This window comes from Variovorax sp. CCNWLW186 (genome assembly GCF_037203865.1).
Taxonomy (GTDB): Bacteria; Pseudomonadota; Gammaproteobacteria; order Burkholderiales; family Burkholderiaceae_C; genus Variovorax.
In genome coordinates, this window is record NZ_JBBCBO010000017.1 from 105,151 (window position 1) to 119,188 (window position 14,038).

Sequence of the window (14,038 nt, forward strand, 5' to 3'; positions counted from 1 at the left end):
CCTTGTTTTGGCGGAATCGGCATGCAAACACTATTGACCGACCGGACGGTAGATTTTAGGATCGACCTTGAATCCGGCACAAGCGGGGTTGATTCAGGGCAAACCCTGAGCCCCTGAAAAAAGGAGACAGACCGAATGCCCAGCTATTCCATCGACGGCGTCATACCCGTCGTCGACCCCACCGCCTATGTGCATCCCAGTGCCGTATTGATCGGCGACGTGATCGTTGGCGCCAACTGCTATGTGGGCCCGTGCGCGAGCCTGCGCGGCGACTTCGGGCGCATCGTGCTGGAGGAGGGCTCCAACGTGCAGGACCATTGCTGCATCCATGGCTTTCCGGACCAGGACACGGTGGTCGAGGTCAACGGCCACATCGGCCACGGGGCAATCCTCCACAGCTGCATCGTGCGGCGCGATGCGCTCGTGGGCATGAACGCGGTCGTGATGGACGAGGCCGAGATCGGCGAGCAGGCGATCGTGGCGGCCTGCGCCTTTGTGCCGGCCGGCATGAAGGTGCCCGCGCGGTCGCTGGTGGCCGGCATTCCCGCCAAGGTGAAGAAGATGCTGAGCGAGGAGGAAATTGCCTGGAAGCTCGAGGGCACGCAGACCTACCAGGCGTTGACGGTTCGCAGCCTTGCCAGCCTGCACGAGGTGGTGCCGCTGCGGCAGATGGAGCCCGATCGCCCGCGCCTGCCTGCCACTGACGTGCGTTCGCTGATTGCGACCCGGCGCGGGTAGCCGGCGCGCTTCATGCAAGATTGCGGGTTGCCCGCAACTCCAATCAAGGAAGAAAGAAGACCCGATGCCGCGTGGAAGATCCGCCACCTATGACGACCAGCGCGAGTTCATCCTCGCGCAGGCCGCCCAACTGTTCGCGCGCCGCGGCTATCCCGCCACCTCGATGAACCAGGTGGCCGAAGCCTGCAACCTCTCCAAGGCCACGCTCTATCACTACTACAAGGACAAGAGCAGCCTGTTGATCAGCATCGCCGAGACGCACGTGTCGAAGCTGGCCGCGCTGGTGGCCGAGGAAGAAGCGTCGACGCACACCGATGAAGAGCGGCTGCGCCGCTTCATCTACCGCATCGTCGAGGAATATGCCGGCGCGCAGGACGCGCACCGCGTGCTGACCGACGACGTGCGCTTTCTCGAAGAGGAAGACCGCGAGCGCGTGCTCGACAAGGAGCGCGAGGTGGTCGCGGGCTTTGCGCGCGCCGTGTCGGCGCTCAGGCCCGGCGCGCCGAGCGACGACCTCGCCAAGCCGCTGACCATGCTGCTGTTCGGCATGATCAACTGGATGTTCACCTGGATGAAGCCCGATGGAAAGCTCGACCACGCGGCGATTGCGCCGATCGTGGCCGACTTGTTCCTGGGCGGCATCGGCGCGGTGAAGTCGCCGGACCAATCCGCGATGGCCGCGCGGGCCGATCAGGCCGTCGCCAGGTAGCGCGCGGCCGGCTTGCTGGTCTGCGAAGCGCCGAACAGCTTGGCGCTCGCGTCAGTAAAGCCCGTGAGCAGGGCGGCGTCGTTCACCGACGGCAGCGTGATCGCCTCGCCCAGGTCGAGGCCGGCCAGCGCGGCGTCCACGCAATCTTCGGCCTGCATGACCGTACCTTCGGCCAGCGCCGACACCGGCACGCCGGAGAGCTCCCAGATGTCGGTGGCCGTGGCGGCCGGCAGCACCAGCTGCACCTTCACGCCGGTGCCCGCCACCTCTTCCTGCAGACCGCGCGTGAACGCGACCACAAAAGCCTTGGTGCCGCTGTAGATGCTGCTGATCGGCAGCGTGTAGAAGCCGAGCACTGAGCCGATGTTCACCAGCGTGCCGCGGTTGCGCGCCTTGAAGGCGGTCAACGCGGCATGGCTCAGGTGAGCGAGGGCGTTGATGTTCACGTCGAGCATGCTCTGCAGCTGCGCGCTCGTGGTCAGCGCGACGGGGGCAAGCGTCGAGAGGCCGGCGTTGTTGATCAGCAGCGTGATCGATGGATCGGCGGCAACGGCCTTGGACACGCGCTCGAGGTCGCCGGCGGCGGCCAGGTCGGCCGCGAGCGTTTGCACCTTGACGCCATATTTGGCGCGCAGGCCCGCTGCGACTTCTTCCAGCAGGTCGGCGCGGCGCGCCACCAGCAGCAGGTCGTGGCCGCGGCGGGCCAGGCGGTCTGCGTAGATCTTGCCGAGGCCGGCCGAGGCGCCGGTGACGACGGCGGTGCCGAGGGTTGCTTGTTCGCTCATTTCGAATCCGTTCAAAAGGTAGGTTGGAAAGGGTTGTCCTGCTGCAAGCATGATGACCATCATGTTTGAGGTGTCGAAGCATGATGGGTATCATGCTTAGCGTCAAGCCATGCCTTGAAGTACCCCGGAACAGAAAGAGGTCACATGCGATACCCCGCAGCGGAAACCGCCGAAAAGCACCAGAAGATCCTTGCCGAGGCCTCGCGCCTTTTCAAGGAGCGCGGCTTCGACGGCGTGAGCGTGAGCGAGATCATGAAAGCCACCGGGCTCACGCACGGCCCGTTCTACAACCACTTCGCCTCGAAGGAAGCGCTGATGGCGGAGTGCATCGTCCATGCGGGGGATGCCGCGCTTGCCCATCTGGATGAGGCCGCACAAACGCCCGAAGGCATGCGCGGCTATGTGCGGAGCTACCTGAGCCGCGAGCACCGCGACAGCCGCGCCGGCGGCTGCCTCGTGGCGGCATTTGCCGCGCACGCCGGCCAGCCGGGGAGCGAGCAAGCCATCGGTGCGCCGCTGACGGCCTACTTCAAGGTGCTGATCGAGCGGTTCGCGAGCAAGTTTCCATGGCGGTCGAAGAAGAACGCCCGCGGCGACGCGATCCGCATCCTGGCGTCGATGTACGGCGGCGTGGTGCTGGCCCGCGCCATGGACGACGAGGCTTTGTCCGAAGAAATCTTGCGAGAAGTGCTCGCTGGCCTGCCGGCCGCCGCCAAGGCCGGAGCTAAAGAATCCGGTTGAACCAGAGCAGCGAGAGCCCCGCCGACAGCAGCGTGAGAATGGCCGCGCCCAACGCGAAGAGCGCCGATATCTCGGTTTCCTTCTTCTCCACGGTGAGCTTGGAGCTCAGCGTTTCATATACCTTCTTCAGGTCGGCGGCGGTGCCCGCGTAGAAGTACTCGGCATTGGTCTTGTTGGCCACGGCCTTGAGCGTTTCTTCGTCGAGCCGCACGCGCATTGACCAGCCTTCGAAGCCGATGGTTTCGCCGTCGACCGTGCCCACGCCCACCGTGTAGATGCGCACGCCGCGGTCGGCCGCCGCCTTGGCTGCATCGAGCGGGTCGACGCCGGTGGTGCGCTGGCCGTCGGTCAGCATGATGACCGCGGCAGAGGTGTAGGAACCCGGCGCCACGGGCGTGAACTCCTTGGCCTGCTTTTCGGTCTGGTCGATGGGCGTGCCGCGCTGGCGGCTGGGTGCGCTGAACTGCGAAACGTCGATGCCGGCGTCGGGGAACAGCGTGGCGAGCGACACCACGATGGCATTGCCGGTGGCCGTGGCGCGCTGCAGCTGGAAGCTGTCGATCGCGGTGATCAGGTCGTCGTGGTTGGTGGTGGGCAACTGCGCCACCTGCGCACTGCCTGCAAAGGCCACGATGCCCACCTTTACATGGCGCGGCAGGTCCTTGATGAAGCTCTTGGCGGCTTCCTGCGCGGCCACCAACCGGTTGGGCAGCACGTCGGCCGCGCGCATGCTGCCGGACACGTCCATCGCAAGGATGATGGTCTGCTGGTTCGAAGGCAGCAGCACCACCGCCATCGGCCTTGCAGCAGCCACAAGCATCGCGGCCATGGCCAGCAGAAAGAGGAGCGGCGGAATATGCCGCCTGACGCTCTGGCCGGCGCCCATGGCCTCGCGCACGATCGAGAGGCTGGCATAGCGCACCGCCAGCTTCTTCTTGCGGCGAATGAGCCAGATGTAGAGCAACACCAGCAGCGGCAAGGCCGCCAGCAACCAGAGGAATTGAGGCCAGAGAAATGTCATGCTGCCACCGCCTTCATGCTGCCCGAGCCGATGCGCGTGCGGCGCTTGCGCATGTCGGCAAAACGAACGATGGCTTCCACCAGGTCGTCGCTGGTCGAAAGCTCGAGTGCATCGACGCCGGCCTTTGCGAGCGAGGCGCGCAGCGTGGCTTCGCGCTCGGCTGCCAGGCGGGCGAAGCGCTTGCGAAAACCGGCATCATGGGTGTCGACCCATAGCTGCTCGCCGGTTTCGGCATCGCGCAGCGGCACCAGGCCCAGGTCGGGCAGCTCGAGCTCGAGCGGGTCGAACAGGCGCACGGCAATCACTTCATGCCGCTGCACGAGTTGGCCGAGCGGGCGCTCCCAGCCGGGCTCGCTCAAGAAGTCGGACACCACGAACACGGTGGAGCGGCGCGGCATCAGCGTAGCGGCCGACTTCAGCAGGTCGGCGAGGCGCGTCATGCCTTTTTGCGTGGGCGCCTTCTCGATCTTGTCGGCGCGGCGTTCCATGGCGTGCAGCAGGTGCAGCACGTGCCGGCGGCCGCTGCGCGGCGGAATCACCGCTTCGAGGTCGCTCCCGTAGACCAGCGCGCCCACCCGGTTGCCGTGGCGCGTGAGCAGGCGCGCGAGCACGCCGACAAAGCCGGCCGAGATCTCGCGCTTGGCCTTGAGGCCGGAACCGAAGTCGACCGAGCGGCTCAGGTCGAGCACGAACCACGCGGACATCTCGCGGTCTTCGGTGAACACGCGCACGTGCGGTACCTGCAGCCGCGCTGTGACGTTCCAGTCGATGTGGCGCACGTCGTCATGGTGCTGGTATTCGCGCAGGTCGGCCAGGTCGAGCCCGGTGCCGCGCATCAGCGTGCGGTAGTCGCCCTGCAGCAAGCCGTCGAGGCGACGGATGACGGTCCATTCGAGCCGGCGCAGCGCGCGTTCCGCTCCGCCGGCCTGTGCATTGAGCCGTTCGTCGTTTGCGGCCGCGGGGGCCTTACGCCACCAGCTTTTCATGTTCAAGAGGTTTGGGAGGAGCGGGAACGGCCTTCATGATCTTCTCGATCAGGCCGTCGGGTGTGAGGCCTTCGGACAGGCCTTCGTAGGAAAGCGTCACGCGGTGGCGCAGCACGTCGGGCACCAGCGCGGTCATGTCTTCAGGCAGGGCGTAGCTGCGGCCGCGCAGGAGCGCAAGCGCGCGTGCGCCTTCGGTGAGGCTGATGCTCGCGCGCGGGCTGGCGCCGAAGGTGATGAACCGGTGCATGTCCTTCAGGCCGTGCTTGTCGGGCGTGCGCGTGGCCGATACGAGCTTTACCGCGTACTGGATGAGCGACGGGTCGACATACACGCGCCGCGCCTCGGCCTGCAGGGCCGCCAGCTGCTCGGTGGTGGCCACCGGATTGACCTCGACCATGGTGCCGATCACGCGCTGCACGATGACGAACTCTTCCTCGTCGCTCGGGTAGTCGACCAGCACTTTCATCATGAAGCGGTCGACCTGTGCCTCGGGCAGCGGATAGGTGCCCTCGGTTTCGATGGGGTTCTGCGTGGCCATGACGAGAAACGGGCGCGGCACCCTGTGCGTTTCGCCCGCAATGGTGACCTGCCGCTCCTGCATTACTTCGAGCAGCGCGCTCTGCACCTTGGCCGGCGCGCGGTTGATTTCGTCGGCCAGCAGCAGGTTGGCGAACACCGGGCCGAGCGAAGTGCTGAACTCGCCCGTCTTCTGGTTGTAGATGCGCGTGCCGACCAGGTCGGCCGGCACCAGGTCGGGCGTGAACTGGATGCGCTTGAACTGGCCGCGCACCGTGTCGGCCAGCGTCTTGATGGTGAGGGTTTTCGCAAGACCCGGCACGCCTTCGACCAGCAGGTGGCCGCCCGCGAGCATGGCCACCATCACGCGCTCCAGGAAGCGATCCTGGCCCACCACGACGCGCTTGACCTCGTAGAGGATCTGCTCCATCAGCTCGGCCGTCGCGGAAGACGTGGAAAAGGGGGTCTCGGTGCTCATGCGATGGCCTCTCTGTAATCAATCGAAAGCATGGGTCGGTCCTCCGTCAGGCTGCTAGAACGGCGGCGAGCCAGCGGCGGAGGCTGCGTTCTCGATGGGCACGGCAAACCCGATGCCTATGAAAGTGCGCTGCTGCGTAGGGTTGAGGATGGCGGTGACGATGCCGAGCACCTCGCCGTCCATGTTGATCAGCGGGCCGCCCGAATTGCCGGGGTTGGCCGCCGCGTCGAACTGGATCAGGTTGCCCAGCTCCTGCTTGCCCTCGGGCGAGCGGAACGAGCGCTTCAGGCCCGACACCACGCCCGCCGACACCGAAGGACCGATGCCGAACGGAAAGCCAACCGCGGCCACCTGGTCGCCGGATTGCAGGTCGGCCGTCGAGCGCATCACGGCGGGAATCAGGTCGTCGGGAATCTTCTGCGCCTGCAGCACCGCAAGATCGTTCTCGGGCTGCACGCCGGTGATGGTGGCCACGGCTTCGAGGCCATCGGAGAAAGTGACCTTGATGGTCTCGGCGCCGGCCACGACGTGCAGGTTGGTGAGGATGACGCCCTTGTCGACGATGACCACGCCAGTGCCCACGCCGCGTTCGGTTTCGCCCGGCGGCGGGTCGGCTTCGGGCGGCTTGCCCTTCGCAAGATTGCGCCCGCGCTTCTGGGTCTTGGCCTCGGGAGTGGCTTTTTCGGGGCCGTAGCCGACCACGCGAACCACCGAAGGCCGCACGATCTCGGCCGCCTTGGCGGCGGGCGAGGGCAGCGTGTTGGTCTGCAGCGTGCGCAGCACGGCCGAGTCGATGTCTTTCTGCGTGAGTGCCCGGGCGCCTTGGCGCGGCCACCATGCACTGCCGACCGCAATGGCGCACAGCACCACCAAGAACGCAAAACTGCGCCGGCCAGGCTGCCAGCGCGGCTTGCCTTGCGGCGGAGAAACGGGTGAATCCGGCGGCGCGCCATTGCCTCCGCCTTCGGGCGATGGCACGGCCTGATCGGCGGCCGCGGAATCGGCCGCCTGAGGCAGCGTGCGGGGCGAACGGCTGTAGAAGGCGGGCCTGCGCATCGAAACACCTCCGGCAAGGGATGACGGGTGAGGGGTTCACAGTAGCACGCTTTCTTCTGCCTTGCATCCCTTCGGGCATCATCTCGGCATGGCTGTATTCATCGACACCCACTGCCATCTGGACGCGCCCGAATTCGGTGCGGAAATGCCGCTCATCCGGGCCCGCGCTGCGGAACGGGGCGTGGCGCTGTGCGTCATTCCGGCGGTTGCCGCCTTCAACTTTGCAACCGTGCGTGAGCTGGCGCACGTGCAGAGCGACGCTTATGCATTGGGAATCCACCCGCTGTGCACCGGCAATGCGCAAGAGGCCGACCTGGAGGCGCTCGATGCCGAGCTCTCAACGCGCCGAGGCGACCCACGGCTGGTTGCGGTCGGCGAGATCGGCCTCGACTACTTCGTGGATGGTCTGGACAGCGACAAGCAGCAGCACTTTTTTCACACTCAGTTGCAACTCGCGCGCAAGCACGACCTGCCGGTGCTCATTCATGTGCGCCGCTCGGTCGACAAGGTGCTCAAGCATTTGCGGCAGACAGCGGGCGGCAAGCCGTGGCGGGGCATTGCCCATGCGTTCAACGGCAGCGAGCAGCAGGCCAAGGCCTGCATCGACATCGGCCTGAAGCTGGGATTCGGCGGCGCGGTGACCTTCGACCGCGCGCTGCAGCTGCGGCGGCTGGCGGCCACCTTGCCGCTCGAATCGATGGTGATGGAAACCGATGCACCCGACATCCAGCCGCACTGGATCTACCGCACCCAGGCCCAGCGCGCGGCCGGTGAAGCACAGGGGCGCAACGAGCCCGGCGAACTGCCGCGCATCGCCGAAGTGGTGGCGCAATTGCGCGGCATCGGCGTCGATGAACTGGCCGAGGCCACGACCCGGAATGCGCTGGAAGCCATGCCGCGGCTCGAAAGCCTTCTTTCCTTGTCGGAGCGCAGGCCGCAGCGCACGTAGGCCGATGTCCCGAGTTGCGTTTGCGCAAGCGGAGGCTCCTTTTTTACTGTCATCCTCGGTGTTCGAAGTGGCGTTGTTTGTTCAGTGGCAAGTTCGTCACTCCGACACTTCATCCAAAAAGGAGTCTTTACATGACCACATCTTTCGTTCGCACCGTGCCCGTCGTGCTGGCCCTCGCGCTTGCTTCCATCGGCGTGTCCGCCGTGGCTCAAACCGCGACAACCGCCGCGCCCGCAACGACCACCGCCGAGCCCACCACCACCGAAAAGGTGAAGGAAGCCGGCAGGGACGCAGTCGATGCGACCAAGACCACCACCAAGAAGGCCGTGAACGCCACCGAACGCGGCACCAAGAAGGCATGGGACGCCACCAAGCGCACCACCAAGAAGGCCACCAACGCCACCAAGAACGTGGCCGCCAAGACGGGCGACGCGGTTGAAACCGCCGGCCACAAGACGGCCGACGGCATGCGCAGCACCGGCAAGGCTATCGGCGAAAAGGTGCCCGGCACCGCCGAACACGAAGCCGCCAAGAAATAACCGGCACTCGCCTTTCGCACAACCCGCTTCGGCGGGTTTTTTCATGGGCGATCGAAAGCGCCGACAGTGCCAAGATAGAGGCTGTTCATGAAACCACCGACCCCTCCCGATACCTCGAGCGCAGTGCTCACAGGCCTGGCGCCCGTCGTCTCGCCGGACACCGTGGTGCTGATCCTCGGAAGCTTCCCGGGCGTTCGATCGCTCGAGCAGCAGCAGTACTATGCGCATCCGCAAAATCAGTTCTGGAAAATCTTGCAAGCCGTTTGGCCCCGACACCCGCTCCCGATGGGCGCAGACAGCTATCCCGAAAAGAAGAAGTGGCTGCTCGCGCGCGGGCTGGGCGTGTGGGACGTGTATGCGGCCTGCGAGCGCGAGGGCAGCCTTGATTCGGCCATTCGCGCACCCGTAGCCAACGACATAGCCGGCCTGCATCTGCCGAAGCTTGCCGCCATTGCCCACAACGGCGGCGAAAGCTTCAAGCATGCGCGCCACACGCGCACCCTGGGCGTGCCGGTCTACCAGCTGCCTTCCACCAGCCCCGCCAATGCGTCGTGGAGCTTCGAGCGCAAGCTCGCGGCCTGGCGCGAGGTCTTCGACGCCCACCAACTCATCTGATGGCCACGAGCAAAACCCCCGTCCTTCCTGAAGTCAATTTTTCCGACTGGGGCGATATCCGCTACCTGCACCTTGGCACCGAATGGGTCCAGGGCTCGATGAAGCTCGATGCGCCGTTCGAGATCGAGCTCGAATACGTGCAGCGCATGATGGCCTGGCTGCTGTTCGCCGACGCGAAAAGCGTGGCAAGCCGCCACGCGATGCAGCTCGGCCTCGGCGCGGCCACGCTCACCAAGTTTTGCCGCAAGACCTTGCGCATGCGCACCACGGCCATCGAGCTGAACCCGCAGGTGGTGTCGGCTTGCCGCGGCTGGTTCAAGCTGCCGGCGGACGACCCAAAGCTGCGCGTGGTCATTGCCGATGCGGCGCTCGAAATCCGCAAGCCCGAATGGCAGGGCACGGTGGACGCATTGCAGGTGGACCTGTACGACCATGAGGCCGCGGCGCCCGTGCTCGACAGCGAAGACTTTTATGCCGATTGCCGCGCATTGCTCACCGAAGACGGCTGCATGACGGTCAATCTCTTTGGCCGCTCGTCGAGCTACGAGCGCAGCCTCGAAAAAATTGCCGGCGCGTTCTGTGCCGATGCGGTGTGGGCCTTCAAGCCGACGCGCGAAGGCAACACGGTGGTGCTGGCGCAGCGCACGCCAAGCCGCCCGAAGCGCGAAGCCCTTGCCGAGCGCGCCCAAACGATCCAGACTCGATGGGGCCTGCCCGCGCCTAAATGGCTGCGTGTGTTCAAACCGCTGAATCCCACTCTCACCCGACCTTCCGGCTCATGAGCGCTGTTCCCGCTGCTTCCGCATCCAAACCTTCGCCTGCCCGCCACGAGGGCCCGCTCGACCTGCGCCGTTTGATCGAATGGCTTGCCGCCGACGGCGTGATCTCGCCGGTGGAGGCCAAGCGCACCATTGCGCGCTGCGCCCAGGCCGAAAGCCGGCAGGCGCCGCTGGTGCGGCTTGCCAACGTGGCCATGACGCGCGAAAGCGACGGCAAGCCGCTCGACCTTGAAATGCTCACGCAATGGCTCGCCGGCCGTGCGGGGCTCAGCTACCTGCGCATCGATCCGCTCAAGGTCGACGTGGGCAAGGTGGCCGACACCATGAGCGCGGCCTATGCCGAGCGCCACAAGGTGCTGCCGGTGCAGGTGCTGCCCACCGAGGTGGTGGTGGCCACGGCCGAGCCGTTTCTCACCGACTGGATTGCGGAGGTGGAGCGCCAGGCACGCCGCACCGTGCGCCGCGTGGTGGCCAACCCGACGGACATCCAGCGCTACACGGCCGAATTCTTTGCGCTCGCCAAGTCGGTGCGCGCGGCGCAGAAGGCCGGCGGCAACACCGGCGGCGCGAGCTTCGAGCAGCTGGTGGAGCTGGGCAAGAGCACCAAGCAGCTCGACGCCAACGACCAGAGCGTGGTGCAGGTGGTCGACTGGCTGTGGCAATACGCGTTCGACCAGCGCGCGAGCGACATCCACCTGGAGCCGCGCCGCGAGCAGGGCGTGATCCGCTTTCGCATCGATGGCATCCTGCATCCGGCCTACCAGATGCCCATGGGCGTGATGAATGCGATGGTGTCGCGCATCAAGCTGCTGGGACGCATGGACGTGGTCGAAAAGCGCCGGCCGCTCGACGGCCGCATCAAGACCCGCAACATGCGCGGCGATGAAGTCGAAATGCGGCTTTCCACCTTGCCGACCGCTTTCGGCGAGAAGATGGTGATGCGGATCTTCGACCCCGACACGGCCGTGAAGGATCTCGACGCGCTCGGCTTTTCGCAGCATGACGCGCACCGCTGGGAGCAACTCGTCACGCGGCCCAACGGCATCATTCTGGTGACCGGCCCCACGGGCTCCGGCAAGACGACCACGCTGTACTCCACGCTCAAGCGCGTGGCGACCGAAGAGGTCAACGTGAGCACGGTCGAAGATCCGATCGAAATGATCGAGCCCTCGTTCAACCAGACGCAGGTGCAGCCGCAGTTGGACTTCGGGTTTACCGAAGGCCTGCGCGCGCTGATGCGGCAGGATCCGGACATCATCATGGTCGGCGAAATCCGCGACCTGGCCACGGCCGAGATGGCCGTGCAGGCCGCGCTGACCGGTCACCTGGTGTTCAGCACGCTGCACACGAATGACGCGCCGAGCGCCATCACGCGGTTGATGGAACTCGGCGTGCCTTCGTACCTCATCAACGCCGTGATGCTCGGCGTGCTGGCGCAGCGGCTGGTGCGCACGCTGTGCCCCAACTGCAAGCAGCCCGACGACACGGTCACGCGCGAGAAGCTCGAAGCCATCGTCAAGCCATGGCAGATCACCGGTTCGGTGCGCGCCTACAAGCCCGTGGGCTGTGTCGATTGCCGCATGACGGGCTATATGGGCCGCATGGGACTGTACGAACTGCTGAGTATCAGCGAAGACTTCAAGAGCCAGGTCAACAAGGAGCCCAACCTGGCCGGGCTGCGGCGGCAGGCGGTGATCGACGGCATGCGGCCGTTGCGCCTGGCGGGCGCGCTGCGCGTGGCCGAGGGCGTGACGACGGTCGAAGAAGTCCTGAGCGCGACGCCGCCCCTGGAATGAGCCCCGGCGGAGCCGGTTTTCCGGCGTTCCGCGAATTTGCACGGTGAAGTCTTTCGGGTTATCCCTAGGCCTTTCGTTAGTGGAATCCACATCGGCCTGACCACTGGCTGACTCGACAATCCGGCATCGAAATTTGTTCGAGGAGACTGTTCGTGAAAATCAAGAGTCAGAAAGACTTTTTCTCGGGCCTGATGTTTACGGTAGTGGGCGCGGCGTTCGCATGGGGCGCCACCACCTACAGCGTAGGCACCGGCGCCCGCATGGGTCCGGGTTACTTCCCGTTGATGCTGGGCATCCTGATGGCCGTCATCGGCCTGGGGATCATGTTCAGCGGCCTGACCGTTGAAACCACCGACGGCGAAAAGATCGGCAAGTGGGCCTGGAAGCAGGTGATCTTCATCCTGGGCGCCAACGTCGCCTTCGGCATCTTGCTCGGCGGCCTGCCGAGCCTCGGCGTGCCGGCCATGGGAATGATCATCGCGATCTACGCGCTCGTGCTCATCGCCAGCCTTGCAGGCCACGAGTTCAAGCTGCCTACCGTGCTGATCCTGGCCACCGTGCTGGCCGTCGGCAGCTACGTTGCATTCATCTGGGCGCTCAAGCTGCAGATCCAGGTCTGGCCGACCTTCATCACCGGTTGAGAAGAAAGCTGCTCACATGGAATTGTTTGACCACCTCTCGATGGGTTTTGGCGTTGCCTTTACCTTCACGAACCTGCTGTACTGCCTTGGCGGCTGTATCCTGGGCACGCTGATCGGCGTGCTGCCGGGCATCGGCCCGGTTGCGACCATCGCAATGCTGCTGCCCGCCACGTACGCGCTGCCGCCCGTGTCGGCGCTGATCATGTTGGCCGGTATCTACTACGGCGCGCAATACGGCGGCTCCACCACCGCAATTCTGGTGAACCTGCCGGGCGAATCTTCGTCGGTGGTAACCGTGATCGACGGCTACCAGATGGCGCGCAAGGGCCGTGCAGGTCCGGCGCTCGCCGCGGCGGGCCTGGGTTCGTTCTTTGCCGGTTGCGTCGGCACCCTGATCCTGGCTGCCTTTGCGCCGCCGCTCACCGAGCTGGCCTTCAAGTTCGGCCCCGCCGAATACTTTTCGCTGATGATCCTGGGCCTGATCGGCGCCGTGGTGCTGGCTTCGGGCTCGCTGCTCAAGGCCATCGGCATGATCGTGCTGGGCCTGCTGCTGGGCCTGGTGGGCACCGACGTGAACTCGGGCGTGGCACGCTACAGCTTCGACGTGCCGGAACTGACCGACGGCATCGGCTTCGTGGCCATTGCCATGGGCGTGTTCGGCTACGGCGAAATCATTGCCAACCTTTCGCGCCCCGACGACGAGCGTGAAGTGTTCACCGCCAAGGTTTCGGGCCTGTTCCCGACCAAGGAAGACTTCAAGCGCATGATCCCGGCCGTGCTGCGCGGCACGGCACTGGGTTCGTCGCTCGGCATCCTGCCGGGTGGCGGTGCGTTGCTGTCGGCCTTCGCGGCCTACACGATCGAGAAGAAGACCAAGCTGCATCCGGGCGAAGTACCGTTCGGCAAGGGCAACATCCGCGGCGTGGCAGCTCCTGAAGCGGCCAACAACGCAGGTGCGCAAACCTCGTTCATTCCGCTGCTGACGCTGGGTATTCCGCCCAACGCGGTGATGGCGCTGATGGTGGGCGCAATGACGATCCACAACATCCAGCCGGGCCCGCAGGTGATGACCAGCAACCCCGAGCTGTTCTGGGGCCTGATCGCCTCGATGTGGCTCGGCAATGCAATGCTCGTGATCCTGAACCTGCCGCTGATCGGCATGTGGATCAAGCTGCTGACGGTGCCTTACAAGTTCCTGTTCCCCGCAATCGTGCTGTTCTGCGCCATTGGCGTGTACTCCACGAACAACAACACGTGGGACATCTGGATGGTCGGTATCTTCGGCTTCGTGGGCTACACCTTCTTCAAGCTGGGATGCGAGCCTGCGCCGTTGCTGCTGGGCTTCATCCTGGGGCCGATGATGGAAGAAAACCTGCGCCGTTCGCTGCTGCTCTCGCGCGGTGACTGGAGCGTTTTCGTCACCCGTCCGATCTCGCTCGGACTGCTGCTCGCCGCTGCACTGCTGCTGGTGATCGTGCTGTTGCCGGCGGTGAAGGCGAAACGCGAAGAAGCTTTCGTCGAAGACTGAGTTCCGTCTTACGGCTTTATTCAAACGGCGCCTTTTGGGCGCCGCTTTTATTTGTGCTTTGTTTTGGGCGTTGCTTCAGGGCGCGTGCAAAGGCCACCGGGTACTCCCCTCCGCGAATGTCCCCCGGGGCTGCGCCCCTCCTCCTTTATTTCGCTGCGCGG

The 14,038-nt window shown here is 65.3% G+C and carries 15 protein-coding genes; 10 read left to right on the top strand and 5 right to left on the bottom strand.

The features are described 5' to 3' along the window. Nucleotides 1-135 precede the first annotated feature (135 nt). Nucleotides 136-738: a phenylacetic acid degradation protein PaaY gene (locus V9K97_RS19610; protein WP_337320100.1), complete on the top strand. Its 603-nt coding sequence runs from the start codon at nucleotides 136-138 to the stop codon at nucleotides 736-738. A gap of 64 nt (nucleotides 739-802) precedes the next feature. After that, nucleotides 803-1,447, top strand: coding sequence for a TetR/AcrR family transcriptional regulator (locus V9K97_RS19615; protein WP_258504499.1), 645 nt, complete (start codon nucleotides 803-805; stop codon nucleotides 1,445-1,447). Here the strand turns inward: V9K97_RS19615 and V9K97_RS19620 are convergent. Further along, nucleotides 1,429-2,232 carry an SDR family NAD(P)-dependent oxidoreductase gene (locus V9K97_RS19620; RefSeq protein WP_337320102.1) on the bottom strand — a complete coding sequence of 268 codons (804 nt, stop codon included), beginning with the start codon at nucleotides 2,230-2,232 and terminating at the stop codon, nucleotides 1,429-1,431. The two genes, V9K97_RS19615 and V9K97_RS19620, sit on opposite strands and share 19 nt — an antisense overlap. A 144-nt stretch (nucleotides 2,233-2,376) precedes the next feature. Here V9K97_RS19620 and V9K97_RS19625 point away from each other — a divergent pair, with 144 nt between their 5' ends. Further along, complete coding sequence (locus V9K97_RS19625; protein ID WP_337320103.1) at nucleotides 2,377-2,973, top strand: TetR/AcrR family transcriptional regulator; 597 nt, start codon at nucleotides 2,377-2,379, stop codon at nucleotides 2,971-2,973. Here V9K97_RS19625 and V9K97_RS19630 read toward each other — a convergent pair. Genes V9K97_RS19630 through V9K97_RS19645 form a run of 4 tightly spaced genes read right to left on the bottom strand, consistent with a single transcriptional unit; the run spans nucleotide 2,957 to nucleotide 7,030 of the window. Continuing rightward, on the bottom strand, nucleotides 2,957-3,994 hold the full coding sequence (locus V9K97_RS19630) for a VWA domain-containing protein (RefSeq protein ID WP_258504502.1): 1,038 nt from the start codon (nucleotides 3,992-3,994) through the stop codon (nucleotides 2,957-2,959). The genes V9K97_RS19625 and V9K97_RS19630 overlap by 17 nt on opposite strands. Beyond that, complete coding sequence (locus V9K97_RS19635) at nucleotides 3,991-4,980, bottom strand: DUF58 domain-containing protein (protein WP_258504503.1); 990 nt, start codon at nucleotides 4,978-4,980, stop codon at nucleotides 3,991-3,993. Before V9K97_RS19635 ends, V9K97_RS19630 begins: the two co-directional genes overlap by 4 nt. Next, complete coding sequence (locus V9K97_RS19640; protein WP_157612665.1) at nucleotides 4,961-5,974, bottom strand: AAA family ATPase; 1,014 nt, start codon at nucleotides 5,972-5,974, stop codon at nucleotides 4,961-4,963. Before V9K97_RS19640 ends, V9K97_RS19635 begins: the two co-directional genes overlap by 20 nt. A gap of 54 nt (nucleotides 5,975-6,028) precedes the next feature. Beyond that, nucleotides 6,029-7,030, bottom strand: a complete 1,002-nt coding sequence (locus V9K97_RS19645; protein WP_258504505.1) for a S1C family serine protease — start codon at nucleotides 7,028-7,030, stop codon at nucleotides 6,029-6,031. 88 nt (nucleotides 7,031-7,118) lie between these two features. On the opposite strand from V9K97_RS19645, the gene V9K97_RS19650 reads away from it, so the two are divergent. The 7 genes from V9K97_RS19650 (at nucleotide 7,119) to V9K97_RS19680 (ending at nucleotide 13,877) form a co-directional block, all read left to right on the top strand. Further along, on the top strand, nucleotides 7,119-7,979 hold the full coding sequence (locus V9K97_RS19650; RefSeq protein WP_337297792.1) for a TatD family hydrolase: 861 nt from the start codon (nucleotides 7,119-7,121) through the stop codon (nucleotides 7,977-7,979). Nucleotides 7,980-8,110: 131 nt separating this feature from the next. Beyond that, nucleotides 8,111-8,518 carry a hypothetical protein gene (locus V9K97_RS19655; protein ID WP_157612668.1) on the top strand — a complete coding sequence of 136 codons (408 nt, stop codon included), beginning with the start codon at nucleotides 8,111-8,113 and terminating at the stop codon, nucleotides 8,516-8,518. Between the two features lie 87 nt (nucleotides 8,519-8,605). Beyond that, nucleotides 8,606-9,133 (top strand): DNA-deoxyinosine glycosylase, encoded by a 528-nt coding sequence (locus V9K97_RS19660; protein WP_337320105.1) that lies wholly within the window; start codon nucleotides 8,606-8,608, stop codon nucleotides 9,131-9,133. Further along, nucleotides 9,133-9,915 carry a spermidine synthase gene (locus V9K97_RS19665; RefSeq protein ID WP_337320106.1) on the top strand — a complete coding sequence of 261 codons (783 nt, stop codon included), beginning with the start codon at nucleotides 9,133-9,135 and terminating at the stop codon, nucleotides 9,913-9,915. Before V9K97_RS19660 ends, V9K97_RS19665 begins: the two co-directional genes overlap by 1 nt. Beyond that, nucleotides 9,912-11,708 (top strand): GspE/PulE family protein, encoded by a 1,797-nt coding sequence (locus tag V9K97_RS19670; protein WP_258504511.1) that lies wholly within the window; start codon nucleotides 9,912-9,914, stop codon nucleotides 11,706-11,708. The genes V9K97_RS19665 and V9K97_RS19670 overlap by 4 nt, the downstream gene beginning before the upstream one ends. Before the next feature lie 152 nt (nucleotides 11,709-11,860). Next, nucleotides 11,861-12,349, top strand: a complete 489-nt coding sequence (locus V9K97_RS19675; RefSeq protein ID WP_258504512.1) for a tripartite tricarboxylate transporter TctB family protein — start codon at nucleotides 11,861-11,863, stop codon at nucleotides 12,347-12,349. A gap of 16 nt (nucleotides 12,350-12,365) precedes the next feature. Next, the gene (locus tag V9K97_RS19680) at nucleotides 12,366-13,877 is read left to right on the top strand and encodes a tripartite tricarboxylate transporter permease (protein WP_258504514.1); all 1,512 of its coding nucleotides are present in this window, start codon (nucleotides 12,366-12,368) and stop codon (nucleotides 13,875-13,877) included. The last annotated feature ends 161 nt before the right edge of the window (nucleotides 13,878-14,038 follow it).

Bases quoted from the DNA above. Each gene is read 5' to 3' on its own strand.
- V9K97_RS19610 (WP_337320100.1), top strand. From the start codon at position 136: ATGCCCAGCTATTCCATCGACGGCGTCATACCCGTCGTCGACCCCACC.
- V9K97_RS19615 (WP_258504499.1), top strand. From the start codon at position 803: ATGCCGCGTGGAAGATCCGCCACCTATGACGACCAGCGCGAGTTCATC.
- V9K97_RS19620 (WP_337320102.1), bottom strand. From the start codon at position 2,232: ATGAGCGAACAAGCAACCCTCGGCACCGCCGTCGTCACCGGCGCCTCG.
- V9K97_RS19625 (WP_337320103.1), top strand. From the start codon at position 2,377: ATGCGATACCCCGCAGCGGAAACCGCCGAAAAGCACCAGAAGATCCTT.
- V9K97_RS19630 (WP_258504502.1), bottom strand. From the start codon at position 3,994: ATGACATTTCTCTGGCCTCAATTCCTCTGGTTGCTGGCGGCCTTGCCG.
- V9K97_RS19635 (WP_258504503.1), bottom strand. From the start codon at position 4,980: ATGAAAAGCTGGTGGCGTAAGGCCCCCGCGGCCGCAAACGACGAACGG.
- V9K97_RS19640 (WP_157612665.1), bottom strand. From the start codon at position 5,974: ATGAGCACCGAGACCCCCTTTTCCACGTCTTCCGCGACGGCCGAGCTG.
- V9K97_RS19645 (WP_258504505.1), bottom strand. From the start codon at position 7,030: ATGCGCAGGCCCGCCTTCTACAGCCGTTCGCCCCGCACGCTGCCTCAG.
- V9K97_RS19650 (WP_337297792.1), top strand. From the start codon at position 7,119: ATGGCTGTATTCATCGACACCCACTGCCATCTGGACGCGCCCGAATTC.
- V9K97_RS19655 (WP_157612668.1), top strand. From the start codon at position 8,111: ATGACCACATCTTTCGTTCGCACCGTGCCCGTCGTGCTGGCCCTCGCG.
- V9K97_RS19660 (WP_337320105.1), top strand. From the start codon at position 8,606: ATGAAACCACCGACCCCTCCCGATACCTCGAGCGCAGTGCTCACAGGC.
- V9K97_RS19665 (WP_337320106.1), top strand. From the start codon at position 9,133: ATGGCCACGAGCAAAACCCCCGTCCTTCCTGAAGTCAATTTTTCCGAC.
- V9K97_RS19670 (WP_258504511.1), top strand. From the start codon at position 9,912: ATGAGCGCTGTTCCCGCTGCTTCCGCATCCAAACCTTCGCCTGCCCGC.
- V9K97_RS19680 (WP_258504514.1), top strand. From the start codon at position 12,366: ATGGAATTGTTTGACCACCTCTCGATGGGTTTTGGCGTTGCCTTTACC.